The organism is Streptomyces sp. NPDC107528 (assembly GCF_055639295.1).
The window spans coordinates 170631-183439 of the sequence record NZ_JBVKAV010000015.1; the positions used below are offsets into that span (position 1 = coordinate 170631).

Genomic DNA, 12809 nt, shown 5'->3' on the forward strand with positions numbered 1-12809 from the left:
CGCGTGTGTGGGAGCGGGAGCGGGAGCGGGAGCGCGAGGGCGAGGGTGGCACGCGTGTGAGGGGGGACCGGCGGGAACTCCTCGGTTTCGCCGGCGCCGGCCTCCTCGCCTACACCGTCGACCTCGCCCTCTTCACCTGGCTGCGAGGCCCGGCCGCCCTCGACCCCCTCACCGCCAAGGCCCTCTCCTTCGTGGCCGCCTGCACGGTCGCCTACGCCGGGAACGCCCTCGGCACCTACCGCCACACCCACCCGAGGGGGCTACGCCCCTACGCCCTCTTCCTCGTGGTGAACGCCGCCGGAGCGGCCGTACAGCTGCTGTGTCTCACCGTGAGCCACTACGGGCTCGGCTTCACCTCCCAGCGCGCGGACACGGTCTCCGGAGCCGGAATCGGGATGGTGCTGGCTACGGTCCTGCGGTTTTGGGGCACTCGCACATTGGTCTTCCGGAGGGAGGGCAGAGTCGGATCATGGACTGGCTGAAGAAGCTCCCCGTCGTCGGGTCCGCGGTGACCCGGCTGATGACCACGCACGCGTGGCGGTCGTACGAGCGCATGGACCGGGTGCATTGGACACGGCTGGCCGCCGCGATGACGTTCACCAGTTTCGTGGCGCTGTTCCCGCTGCTCACCGTGGCCGCGGCGATCGCTGCCGCGACGCTGAGCACGGAGCAGCAGAACAAGCTCGAGGACAAGATCGCCGACCAGGTGCCGGGCATCTCCGACCAGCTCAACATCGAAGCGCTGGTGCAGAACGCCGGCACCATCGGCCTCATCGCCGGTGCTGCCCTGCTGTTCACCGGCATCGGCTGGGTCACCGCCACGCGCGAGTGCCTGCGCGCGGTGTGGGAGCTCCCCGACGACGAGGAGAACCCCATCCTGCGCAGGGCCAAGGACGCGGGCGTCCTCCTCGGCCTCGGCGGCGCCGTACTCGTGACGATCGCGGCCTCCACGGTCGCCTCCGCCCTGGTGGGCTGGATCACCCGGCAGCTGGGCATCGACGAGGGCGGCTGGGGCGGGATCCTGCTGCAGATCGCCGCGATCCTGGTCGCCGTACTCGCCAACTTCCTGCTTCTGCTCTACGTGCTGACCCTGCTGCCCGGCGTCGAACCGCCGCGCCGCCGGCTGTTGGTGGCCGCACTGATCGGCGCGATCGGGTTCGAACTGCTGAAGCTGCTGCTCAGCGGCTATATGCAGGGCGTGGCCACGAAGAGCATGTACGGCGCGTTCGGTGTGCCCGTCGCCCTGCTGCTGTGGATCAACTTCACCTCGAAGCTGGTGGTCTTCTGCGCCGCCTGGACGGCGACGCAGAGCAAGGAGGTCGAGCTCGCCGACGAGTCCGAAGACCCCGGTGAGCCCGAGACGAGTGAGCCCGGGACGGACGAACCCGGAAAGGGTCAGCCCGGGCAGCCCGAGGTCAGGAACGGCCCCGACGCCGCACCAGGTCGGGCAGCGGCCACCGGCGGTTGATCAGGAACGCGCCCGCTGCGAGCAGCACCAGCGCCCCGCCGGTGATCCCGAGCGCGACCCCGACACCGCTTGAGCCGTCCGCGGCCGAGGCACCCACCGCCGACTTCGAGGACTTCCCGGAGTCCCCGGCGCCGCCGGCCTCCCCGGAGTCGTTCGCACCCGGCTGGGCGGTGGCCTGCGCCGCGCTCTTCGGCGGCACCAGCTCACCCACCGGCTGCACCTTGCCGGCCGCCTGGAAGCCCCAGTCGAAGAGCCTCGCGGTCTCCTTGTAGACCTCGTTGTGCTCGCTCTTCTCCGGATTCATGACGGTGACGAGCAGCACCTTGCCGTCGCGCTCGGCGACGCCGGTGAAGGTGGAGCCGGCGTTCGTGGTGTTGCCGTTCTTGACACCCGCGATGCCCTGGTAGACGGAGATGTCGGAGTCGCCGCTGAGCAGCCGGTTGGTGTTCTGGATCTCGAAGGTCTCCCGGACGGACTTGCCCTTCTTGTTCTTCTTCGTCTCGCCCGGGAACTTGGCGCTGACGGTCGAGCAGTACTCCCGGAAGTCCTTCTTCTGCAGCCCCGAGCGGGCGATCAGCGTCAGGTCGTACGCCGACGAGACCTGGCCCGGAGCGTCGTAGCCGTCGGGGGACACCGCATGCGTGTCGAGGGCCTGCAGTTCCTCGGCGTGCTCGTTCATCTCCTTGACGGTGTTGTCGATTCCGCCATTCATCTTCGACAGCACGTGCACGGCGTCGTTGCCGGAGCGCAGGAAGACCCCGAGCCACAGGTCGTGGACGCTGTACGTCTCGCCCTCCTTTATCCCGACCATGCTGGAGCCGGACCCGATGTCCGCCAGGTCGGACGGGACGACCTTGTGCTCCGTGGCCTTCGGGAACTTCGGCAGCACCGTGTCGGCGAACAGCATCTTCATGGTGCTCGCGGGCGCGAGCCGCCAGTGCGCGTTGTGCGCGGCGAGCACATCGCCGGACTCGGCGTCGGCGATGACCCAGGAGCGAGCGGTCAGGTCCTTGGGCAGGACGGGGACGCCGCTCGCGAGGTTGGCCTGAGTGCCGGGCTGCCCCAGCCGCTCGCCGCCCACGGTCGACATGTTCGCCGGGGGAGTGGCCGACGGACTCGTACTCGGTGACGGCTTGGGGGCCGCGTAGGAGACGGGCGCGGTCAGCGCGAGGGACGACACGACGGCTGAAGTGACCAGCAGGGCTCGCCCGGTGGTCTTCTTGGGTGCGGACACGAGCGAGAACGTACATGCCGTTCCCATGGAAGTCCCGCTTCTGCCCCCACCCCGCTCGGAGGGCCGGACACGCGACGGCGATACTGAACGCATGAAGCTCAGCCGCCCCGTCTCCTGGTTCCTGCTCGCCTTCGGGGTGTGGAGCTGGGTCATCTGGGTCACTTTCGTCAAAAACCTGATCAAGGACAGCAGCGGGCTCGCGTTCGACGACGGTCACCCGACGGCGTACTTCTGGGTGCATCTGCTGCTCGCCGTCGTCTCCTTCGTATTGGGGACGGTCGTCGGGGTCATCGGGTTGCGTGGAGTGCGCGCACTGCGCCGGACGTCATAGGAACTCGGCCATCGCGTCGGGCGTTCACTCAGCACGCAACGGAAAGGGAACGTCCGCGTGGTCATCGTCTTCGCGCTTGTCGCACTGCTGGTGCTGTCCGTCCTGGTCACGGGCAACTGGTGGCTGTGGCGCCGTCTGTTCCGCGACACGACCCGCGGCCCCGGGTTCGTGCGCCGCGCGGGCGTCGTGGTCATCGCCGGTGGCTGGGCGCTGACGATCGGGGCCCTCGTCGCCGAGCGCTCGGGCGCGCCCTTCTGGCTCCAGCAGGTCCTGGCCTGGCCGGGCTTCCTGTGGCTGGCGCTGTCGATGTACCTGATGCTGGGTGTGCTGGCCGGTGAGGTAGTACGACCACTGCTGCGACGGTGGCTTGAGCGGCGGGCGCGCGCGGGCGAGCCCGAGCCCGAGCCGAAGCCGGTGCCGGCCGGTGTGGCGCCGGTCACGTCACCCGACACGGGCACAGCCGACCGCCAGACCCTCACCCACGCGTCCGGCCCGACGCCGATGCGTACGGCCGCTCCGGACTCGGCGCGTACGGCCGCCCCGACCGGGGAGCCTGCGACGGGCTCGGCCACGGCGCCCACGACAGTCCCGGCCACGGCGCCCGCGGCGGGCCCCGCCACGGCACCTACGACAGGTTCGACCGCGGCCCCTTCGACGAGCGCTACCGCAGCGACCAAGGCCGGCGCGGCCCCGGCGCTCACGACCGACCCGTCTCCGACCCTCACCACCAGCACGTCCTCGGCGCCCGTGACGGACCCGATGCCGGCGTCCGCGAACGGATCGGCCCCGGCGTCTGCCAACGGGGCGGCTCCGGCGTCCGCGAACGGATCGGCCCCGGCGTCTGCCAACGGGGCGGCTCCGGCGTCTGCGAACGGATCGGCCCCGACAACCGCGCCCGACTCCACCCCAGCCCTCACCCCCACCCCCGACCCCACAGCCCCTTCCCGCCCCCTGGCCGCCCCCACCCGCCGCCTCTTCGTCTCCAGAGTCCTCGCCGGTGCCGCGGCCGCGGCTGCCGTGGGGACCGTCGGTTACGGCACGTACGGAGTAGTGCGCGGCCCCAAGGTGAAGCGGGTCACCGTCCCGCTGGCCAAGCTTCCGCGAGCGGCGCACGGTTACCGCATCGCCGTCGTCAGCGACATCCATCTGGGCCCGGTACTGGGCCGTGGTTTCGCGCAGAAGGTCGTCGACACGATCAACGGCACGCAGCCCGACATGATCGCGGTGGTCGGCGACCTGGTGGACGGCAGCGTGAAGGACCTCGGCCCGGCCGCGGCCCCGCTCGCCGGGCTCCGGGCGAGACATGGCGCGTTCTTCGTCACCGGCAATCACGAGTACTTCTCGGGCGCCGAGCAGTGGGTCGAGGAGGTACGCCGCCTGGGCCTGCGCCCCCTGGAGAACGCCCGCACGGAACTGCCCCACTTCGATCTGGCCGGCGTCAACGACATCGCGGGCGAGAGCGAGGGCCAGGGCCCCGACTTCGCCAAGGCCCTCGGCGACCGGGACACGGCACGCGCGTGCGTGCTCCTCGCCCACCAGCCGATCCAGATCCACGACGCCGTCGACCACGGCGTCGACCTCCAGCTCTCGGGCCACACCCACGGCGGCCAGCTCTGGCCGGGCAATCTCGTCGCGGAGCTGGCGAACCCGACCCTGGCCGGCCTGGACCGGTACGGCGACACCCAGCTGTACGTCAGCCGGGGCGCGGGCGCCTGGGGCCCTCCGACGCGCGTGGGCGCCCCCTCGGACATCACGGTGATCGAGCTGGCGTCCCGTCAGGCCTGAAACTGAACTCGCCTTTCCCGGCCTGTGAATGAACTACGGACCACCTGTGAAACACGGCCGAAACGCCCGTAGGTAAGTTCTTTCCCATGTCACCAGAATCCTCTTCCCCCTGCTGAAACACGTGTGATTAGGTGTGCGCGCCGCCAAGGGGAGGCGGCGCAATTCACTGCTCATGCGGGGCCCGTTCAGGGCCGGGGAGAGGGCACACCCATGCGTTCGGTTCGCATGCGGATTCTCGCGACGCTGCTCGTGCTGGCGGCCGTGGGAGTGGGCGGCTGGCAGCTGTTGCCGTCGCAGCGGGACGAGAACAGGACCATCACGGTCGGCACGACGGACGCCGTCACGTCGCTCGACCCGGCCGGCGCCTATGACGCCGGCTCGTGGGCGCTGTTCAACAACGTCTTCCAGTCACTGCTGACGTTCGAGCCGGGCGGGGTCACACCCGTGCCGGACGCGGCCCAGAGCTGCGAGTTCGTCGGCAGTGACCTGAGTACATACCGCTGCGAGCTGCGCGAGGGACTCACCTTCCCGAGCGGGCGCGCCATGACCGCGCAGGACGTCAAGTACTCCTTCGACCGGGTCAAGCGGATCAAGTCGGACGTCGGCCCGTCCTCCCTGCTGGACACCCTCGGTTCGGTGAGCGCCGACGGCCGTACGGTCACCTTCCAACTGTCGTCGCCCGACGCGACGTTCCCGCTCAAGGTGGCCACCGGGGCGGGCGCGATCGTCGACCGTGAGAAGTACCCGGCCGACGCGCTGCGCACCGACAACGCTGTCGACGGCACCGGGCCGTACACCCTGACCGCGTATACGAAGGACAACAAGGCCGTCCTCGCGCCCAACTCCCTCTACAAGGGCACCCTCAAGGGAACCGGCCGCCCCGTCGAACTGCGTTACTACTCCGACGCGGACGCCCTCGACAGCGCGTGGAAGGCGAAGCGGATCGACGTCGCCACCCGCACGCTGCCGCCCGAGGTCCTGGCCGGTCTGAACTCCGCCGACCCGGACCAGCGCGTCTCCGAGGCCGACAGTTCCGAGATCCGCAATCTGTACTTCAACACCCGGGCGGGCTCGCCGTTGCACGACGTCCGGGTGCGGCAGGCCCTGGCCTGGCTGATCGACCGCGAGCGGCTTGCGGCCACGGTCTACAAGGGGACCGTGGACCCGCTGTTCTCGCTGATCCCGACGGGCATCACCGGCCACACCACGTCGTTCTTCGACAGCTACCCCAGCCTGAGCCCCACCAAGGCGCGCGCCCTGCTCGACGAGGCCGGCGTCAGCCTGCCCGTCCGCTTCACCTACGGCTACGCCACCGGGCGGGGCGCCGCGACCGCCGAGGAGGCTGCGGAGCTCAAGCGGCAGTTGGAGGCGAGCGGGCTGTTCAAGGTGACGGTCAAGGGCTATGAGTGGACCGACTTCCAGAAGCGCTGGGCGGACGGCAAGCTCGACGCGTACGCCGTCGGCTGGGTCGCCGACTTCCCCGACCCGGACACCTACGGCGGCCCGCTCGTCGGCACCAAGAGCACCATGAACACCGGTTACAGCGACAAGGCCGTGGACCGGCTGATCACGGCCAGTCAGCAGTACGCCGACCGAAGTGAGGCCACGAAGGACTTCCGCTCGTTGCAGGAGGCTGTCGCCCGCGACGTCCCCGTGATCCCGCTGTGGCAGGCCAAGGAGTACGCGGTCACCAGCGAGGACGTCGGCGGCGGCCAGTATCTGTCGGACGGCACCGGTCTCTTCCGCCTCTGGAGCCTCAACTGGATCTGATGTCTCACCTGATCTCTGATGTCCCACCCGAACCCTGACGTCCCACCCGAACCCTGCGTCCCATCCGATCCCTGATGTCCCATCCGACCCTGACGCCTCACCCGGATCTGACGCATTCTCGCGCCCTTGACATCCGCCCGGTGATGCCAGGTACCACTCGGCGCTGCACCATGTGTCGAAGGTGTGCGCGGGGTGAGGAGCAAACGTGCTGAGACGCAACGCTTTCCGGCTGCCCCGGCATCCGGCGTCGGTAGGTCTCGCCCGGCGCCGGGTCCGTGACCACCTGGCCGACTGGGGGCACGGGCAGCGGGATGCGGCGCTGGACGACGCGGTGCTGCTCGTCTCCGAACTGGCCACCAACGTCGTGCGCCACGGCCCTCTGCTGGAGCGCGAGTTCGAGGTCGCCGTGACCGCACTCGCCGACGGTTCCTGTCTGATCGAGGTGTCGGACGAGGGGCAACACGCGCCGCGCCTGCGGTCGGTGGGGGAGTCGGAGGAGGCCGGCCGCGGCCTGCACCTGGTGGAGAACCTGGCCGCGGCGTGGGGCGTGTGGAGCCGGGGGCGGCACGGCAAGACGGTGTGGGCACTCGTCCTCGCCGACGCCAACTCATGACTCACCGCGAGGGCAGTGTGACCGTCACCGCCAGCCCCTCACCCGGCGCGGTCCGCACCGCGACCTCCCCGCAGTGCGCCTCCACCACCCCCTGCACGATCGCCATCCCCAGCCCGCTGCCCGCGCCCCCGCCGGCCCGGAAGAACCGGTCGAAGACACGGGCCGCGTCCTCCTCGCACAGCCCCGGCCCCTTGTCCGCGACACACAGCCGTACGACCCGGTCCTCACGCTCCACCCCCAGCCGCACCGGCACACCGGCCGGCGTGTGCGTGCGGACGTTGCTCAGCAGGTTGCCCAGCACCTGCCGCAGCCCCGACTCGTCGGCGTGCACGAGCAGCGTGCCGTCGGCGTCGACGGCGATGGGCCGCTCCGGTTGCTGCACCCGCAGGTCCTCGGCGGCCTCGCGCACGAGGCGACTCAAGTCGACGTTGCGCAGGCGCAGTTCGGGCCGCTGGTCGAGGCGGGCCAGGGTGAGCAGCTCGTCGACGAGGCGCCCCATGCGGTCGACCTCGCCGTTCATCCGGTCCCAGGCCCGTCTGCGCTCGGCCGGGTCGGTGAGCATCCCTTTGTCATACAGCTGGAGGTAGCCGCGTATCGCGGACAGCGGGGTGCGCAGTTCGTGCGAGGCGTCGCCGACGAACCGGCGCAGCTGGGCCGTGCTGCGCTCGCGCGTGCGGTAGGCCGACTCGACCTGGTGGAGCATGGAGTTGAGGGCGACCCGGAGCTGTTCGACCTCCAGGGTCGGGTCGCGGCTGGAGGGGACGCGCCGGGTCAGATCGCCCTCGGCGATCGCCGACGACGTCTCCACCATGTCCTCCAGCGGGCGCATCCGGCGGCGCACGCTGAACATCGTCAGACAGCCGAGCAGGGCGAGCAGCAGGGCACCGACGGCGAGGTCCATCCGCAGTGCCTTGCCCATGCCCTCGTGCAGGCCCTCGGTCGGCATGGCGATCAGCACGACGGTGCCGTCCGACAGCCGTGCGCCGACCATCCGGTGCCGGTCACCCTCGACCCGTACGTCCCGTGGCTCCTCGTCGGCGGCGAACGCGACCGGGTCCTTCGCGGCGGCGGCGAGGGCCTGCTGCCGGGGCGTCGGCTGCAAGGGGCCCAGGGCCACCGGCTTCCCGCCGGAGCCGACCGCGACGTACACCATGCTCGGGCTCGGCAGCGGATCGGTGTCCGTGGCTCCGCCGCCGTTGAACCTGTCCAGCGCGATGCCCAGTTCGCTCAGCGACTCGATCTGCCGCAGGGTGAACCCGGCGTTCCGCAGGGCGGTCCGCGCCCCCTGGAGTTCGGTGTCCACCTTGTCGAGCAGGTAGAACCGCGCGGTCATCAGGCTGACCGCGGTCGCCACGACGATGCCGACGGCCAGCAGCGCGACGTTCGCCAGCGTCAGCTTGCCGCGCAGCGAGTGGATGCCGCGCCGGCGGCAGACGTCGAGGATCCCGGCGAGCCTCATGCCAGCCCGTATCCGACGCCGCGCCGGGTGGTGATCACCGGCGGTCCCAGGGTGTCCAGCTTGCGCCGCAGATAGCTGATGTAGGTCTCCACGACGGTCGACTCGGGCGGCGTGTGCTCGTACTGCCAGACGTGGCGCAGGAGTTGCTCCTTGGGCACGATCCGGCCGCCGTTGCGCACCAGGAAGCGCAGCAGGGCGTACTCGGTCGGGGTGAGTTCGACGGTGCGGCCCGCGCGGCGCACGGAGTAGGTCGTCTCGTCCAGCTCCAGGTCGCCGTACCGCAGGGGTGGGCGCTGCGGCAGGACGTCGGCCGGGCGGGTGCGGCGCAGCACCGCCGTGACGCGGGCGATGACCTCGTCGATGTTGAACGGCTTGGTGATGTAGTCGTCGCCGAAGCCGAGGGCGCCGACGATCTCGGCGGGGGAGTCGCGCGCGGTGAGGAAGACGAGCGCCAGGTCGGGGCGCCGCTCGCGCAGTTCACGCCCGAGTGCCCGGCCGTCCCCGTCCGGGAGCATGACGTCGAGCAGCGCCGCGTCGGGGCAGGTGCGCTCGACCAGCGTGAGCGCCTCGCGGACCGTGCCCGCGGTCATGACCTCGAAGCGGTGGTAGCGCAGGGCGATCGCGAGGACGTCCGCGATGCTCTCCTCGTCCTCCACGATCAGCACGGTGCCGGAAGCCGTCGTCATGCCCCCAGTATCGGCGGCCCCACTGACAGTCGGGTGGGCCGGCCGCTTTGGAGTTCCTTGAGAGTCATGGCCATTGCCTGCCACGCACGCGCGGCGCCGCCAATCCTGTTGCCCAGGACCTGGGGGACCGACCGAACCGAATAAGGAGCGTTGAGCGTGGCGGCATTGGCACGGTGGTGCTATCGGCACCGGCTGGTGGTCCTGTTGCTGTGGTTGGGGGCACTGTTCGGCCTGGGAGCGGCGAGTTCGGCCGCGGGCACGAACTACGCGAACGTCTTCTCCCTCCCGAACACGGACTCCACCACCGCGTACGACCTGATGGAGAAGGCCTTCCCGGAGCGCGCGGGCGACACCGACACAGTGGTGTGGAAGGTCGACGGGGAGGGCGGGGCGAGCGTCCGGGACGAGTCCGTACGGTCCCGGATCGAGCCCGCGCTGGAGGAGATCGGGCGGATGAAGGGGGTCGGTGAGGTCACCGACCCGTACGCGGCGCAGGGGGCCGCGCAGATCAGCCGGGACGGGCGGATCGCGTACGCACAGATCACCTTCACCGAGCAGGCGAACGCCATCCCGAAGGAGCTGATCGAGGACGTCGTCGACACGGCGCAGGCCGCCGAACGCGACGGACTCCAGGTCGAGCTGGGCGGCCAGGCGATCGCTCGCACTCAGGAACCGCCGCAGGGCACGGCGGAGGCGGTCGGCATCCTCGCCGCCTCGGTCGTGCTGTTCCTCGCGTTCGGCTCGCTCTTCGCGATGCTGCTGCCGATCGTCGTGGCGCTCGCGGGCGTCGGCACCGGCCTGATCGGGACGATGCTGCTCAGCCATGTCACGGATGTGCCCGAAGTGGCCCCGCTGCTCGGCTCGTTGATCGGCCTCGGCGTCGGCATCGACTACGCCCTGTTCATCGTCACCCGGCACCGGCGCGGCATCCTGCGCGGGATGAAGCCGGAGGAGTCGGCGGTGACGGCCCTCAACACGTCCGGCCGTGCGGTGCTGTTCGCGGGCGGCACGGTGTGCATCGCGCTCGCCGGCATGCTGGTGATGAACATGCGGTTCCTGGACGGCGTGGTCGTCGCGACCTCCCTGACAGTCGTCCTGAGCGTGCTGGCCGCGATCACCCTGCTGCCCGCCCTTCTCGGCCTGCTCGGCATGCGCGTCCTCAGCCGCCGTCAGCGGCGCATGCTCGCCGCCGCGGGACCGGAGCCGGAGGAGGCGAGCGGCCTCGCGGCGCGCTGGTCGGCGTACGTCCAAAGGCGCCCGCGTCGGCTCGCGGCGCTGGCCGTCGTGGTCATGGCGGTCCTGGCGATCCCCGTGCTGTCGCTCCGTCTCGGCGCCACCGACCAGGGCAACCACCAGGAGTCGACCACCACCCGGCAGGCCTACGACCTGCTCGCCGAGGGCTTCGGGCCCGGCGTCAACGGCCCGCTCCAGGTGGTCGTCGACGGCAACGCGCCCGCCGGCCTGGTCGACGGCATCCGGGCGACCGAGGGCGTCGCCCAGGTGGCCGCCGTCCCGCCCGCGAACGGCGTCACGGTCATCCAGGTCGTACCGACCACATCACCCCAGTCCGAGCAGACGGACCGGCTGATCGACCGCCTGCGCGACGACGTGATCCCGCAGTCCGGGGCCGAGGCCCATGTCGGCGGAGTGACCGCGGTCTTCAAGGACTTCGCCTCGGTGACCGGTGATCGCCTGCCGTACTTCGTCGCGACGATCATCGCGCTCGGCTTCCTGCTGCTGATGGTGGCCTTCCGATCGCTGGTGGTGCCGCTGACAGCCGCCCTGATGAACCTCATCGCCGCGGCGGCGTCCTTCGGCGTCCTGGTGGCGATCTTCCAGTGGGGCTGGGGCACCGAGCTGATCGGCGTCGGCAAGGAGGGCCCGATCACGTCGTTCCTGCCGGTCATCATGCTGTCCCTGCTGTTCGGTCTCTCCATGGACTACCAGGTGTTCCTGGTGAGCCGGATGCACGAGGAGTGGGTGCACACGAAGGACAACGCGCGCGCGGTCCGCGTCGGCCTCGCGGAGACCAGCCGGGTCATCAACTCGGCCGCCCTGATCATGATCTGCGTGTTCAGCGCGTTCGTGCTCAGCGGCGACATGGAGGGCGCGATGGCGGGCATCGGCCTCGCCGCCGCCGTCGCGCTGGACGCGTTCATCCTGCGTACGGCCCTGGTGCCGGCCGCGATGCACCTGCTCGGCACGTCCAACTGGTGGCTGCCGGACTGGCTGGAGAAGCGGCTGCCGCACCTGGCGGTCGAGCCGAAGGAGGAGGCGGCGGCGCCTGCGGCCGAGGAGGAGCCGGCCGCGGCGGGCCGGACCTCGGTCGTGCACGGCTACGTCCGCACCGCCGACGGTGAGCCGGTCGACGGGGCGGCGGTGACGCTGCTGACGAAGGGTGGGCGCCAGGTGGACCGGGTGACGTCGCTTGCGGACGGCTCGTACATCGTGTCCGTGCCGGCGCCGGGGGCGTATCTGCTGGCGACGACCGCCCCGTCGTACGGGTCGCGGGCGGGGCAGGTCGTCGTGACGGACGGGCCGCTCGTGCACGACGTCGAGCTGGCGGAGGGCGAGGTGGACGCCGCGCCGCGCGGGGGCGGCGTCAACTGACCGGCGCGGAAGAAGGCTTCAGGGGCGCTCGTCCTCGGCGGGCGCCTCTTCGCCCTGCGTCCTGCTCTGCGTTCTGCCCTGCGTCTTGCCCTTCGTCCTGTCCTTCGTCCTGTCCTTCGCCGGGTCCGGCAGCGCGTTCGTCATGCCGGGCAGGAAGTCCGTGAACAGCTCGTGCACGTCGCGCACCAGCGGCCGCAGCACCCGGAAGCGCGCCAGCGCCACACCCCGGGCGGTCAGCCGGGCGGACCGCTCGGCCAGCCGATAACTGCGCTCGCGCCCCTCGGTCCGGTCGAAGATCCAGTACAGGACGAGCCCCATCTGGCCGAGCCACATCATCTCGGGCAGTACGTCCCGGAGCTCCTCGGCCACCTTGGTCTTCGCCGAGCCCGCAAGCACCTGCCGGTGGAGGCCGATGGCCTCCTCGCGCGCGTGCTCCGACTCGGCGGAGAACGGGCTGAGCGGGCTGTCGGGATCGGCGGCGTTCTTGAAGAACTGCACCGCGAACTCGTGGTACGGCGTGGCGATGTCCAGCCACACCTTCAGCACGCCCGCGAGCCGCGCCTCCAGGTCGGTCTCGCGGGCCAGGACGTCCCGGACCGCCGCTCGGTGCTCGGCGGCGATCCGGTCGTAGAAGCCCTGGATCAGGTGTTCCTTGCCCGCGAAGTAGTAGTACGCGTTGCCGACGGAGACCCCGGCCTCCTGGGCGATCGCCCGCATCGTCGTCTTGTCGTAGCCGCGCTCCTGGAACAGCCGCATGGCCGTCTCCAGGATGAGCGCACGGGTCTGCTCGGACTTGCTGGGCGCATCGCCCTGTTCAGGGCTGTCGTTCTTCGAGGGCACGGAAGGAGAGCCT

At 70.7% G+C, this 12809-nt stretch carries 11 protein-coding genes; 7 read left to right on the top strand and 4 right to left on the bottom strand.

Translation table 11 applies throughout. From position 1 onward, the window contains the following. Positions 1–56 precede the first annotated feature (56 nt). Positions 57–482 (top strand): GtrA family protein, encoded by a 426-nt coding sequence (locus tag ACZ7L5_RS39075; protein WP_471523292.1) that lies wholly within the window; start codon positions 57–59, stop codon positions 480–482. Continuing rightward, the gene (locus ACZ7L5_RS39080; RefSeq protein ID WP_471523148.1) at positions 470–1468 is read left to right on the top strand and encodes a YihY/virulence factor BrkB family protein; all 999 of its coding nucleotides are present in this window, start codon (positions 470–472) and stop codon (positions 1466–1468) included. The genes ACZ7L5_RS39075 and ACZ7L5_RS39080 overlap by 13 nt, the downstream gene beginning before the upstream one ends. Here the strand turns inward: ACZ7L5_RS39080 and ACZ7L5_RS39085 are convergent. Beyond that, complete coding sequence (locus ACZ7L5_RS39085) at positions 1416–2702, bottom strand: D-alanyl-D-alanine carboxypeptidase family protein (protein WP_471523150.1); 1287 nt, start codon at positions 2700–2702, stop codon at positions 1416–1418. The genes ACZ7L5_RS39080 and ACZ7L5_RS39085 overlap by 53 nt on opposite strands. 91 nt (positions 2703–2793) lie before the next feature. Between ACZ7L5_RS39085 and ACZ7L5_RS39090 the strand changes: the two genes are divergently transcribed. The 4 genes from ACZ7L5_RS39090 to ACZ7L5_RS39105 all read left to right on the top strand — a co-directional run bounded on the left by ACZ7L5_RS39090 (position 2794) and on the right by ACZ7L5_RS39105 (position 7201). Then, positions 2794–3033, top strand: a complete 240-nt coding sequence (locus tag ACZ7L5_RS39090; RefSeq protein ID WP_062702372.1) for an SCO4848 family membrane protein — start codon at positions 2794–2796, stop codon at positions 3031–3033. Between the two features lie 57 nt (positions 3034–3090). Then, on the top strand, positions 3091–4818 hold the full coding sequence (locus ACZ7L5_RS39095; RefSeq protein ID WP_471523152.1) for a metallophosphoesterase: 1728 nt from the start codon (positions 3091–3093) through the stop codon (positions 4816–4818). A 210-nt stretch (positions 4819–5028) separates the two neighbouring features. Beyond that, positions 5029–6588: an ABC transporter substrate-binding protein gene (locus ACZ7L5_RS39100; protein ID WP_471523154.1), complete on the top strand. Its 1560-nt coding sequence runs from the start codon at positions 5029–5031 to the stop codon at positions 6586–6588. Positions 6589–6793: 205 nt separating this feature from the next. Next, positions 6794–7201 carry an ATP-binding protein gene (locus ACZ7L5_RS39105; protein ID WP_471523156.1) on the top strand — a complete coding sequence of 136 codons (408 nt, stop codon included), beginning with the start codon at positions 6794–6796 and terminating at the stop codon, positions 7199–7201. A 1-nt stretch (position 7202) separates the two neighbouring features. Here ACZ7L5_RS39105 and ACZ7L5_RS39110 read toward each other — a convergent pair whose 3' ends face one another. After that, the gene (locus tag ACZ7L5_RS39110; RefSeq protein ID WP_471523158.1) at positions 7203–8660 is read right to left on the bottom strand and encodes a sensor histidine kinase; all 1458 of its coding nucleotides are present in this window, start codon (positions 8658–8660) and stop codon (positions 7203–7205) included. Then, on the bottom strand, positions 8657–9346 hold the full coding sequence (locus tag ACZ7L5_RS39115; protein WP_383237288.1) for a response regulator transcription factor: 690 nt from the start codon (positions 9344–9346) through the stop codon (positions 8657–8659). Before ACZ7L5_RS39115 ends, ACZ7L5_RS39110 begins: the two co-directional genes overlap by 4 nt. A gap of 165 nt (positions 9347–9511) precedes the next feature. On the opposite strand from ACZ7L5_RS39115, the gene ACZ7L5_RS39120 reads away from it, so the two are divergent. Continuing rightward, positions 9512–11956 carry an MMPL family transporter gene (locus tag ACZ7L5_RS39120; protein WP_471523294.1) on the top strand — a complete coding sequence of 815 codons (2445 nt, stop codon included), beginning with the start codon at positions 9512–9514 and terminating at the stop codon, positions 11954–11956. Between the two features lie 18 nt (positions 11957–11974). Here ACZ7L5_RS39120 and ACZ7L5_RS39125 read toward each other — a convergent pair whose 3' ends face one another. After that, positions 11975–12796, bottom strand: a complete 822-nt coding sequence (locus ACZ7L5_RS39125) for a TetR/AcrR family transcriptional regulator (protein ID WP_471523161.1) — start codon at positions 12794–12796, stop codon at positions 11975–11977. Positions 12797–12809: the final 13 nt, after the last annotated feature.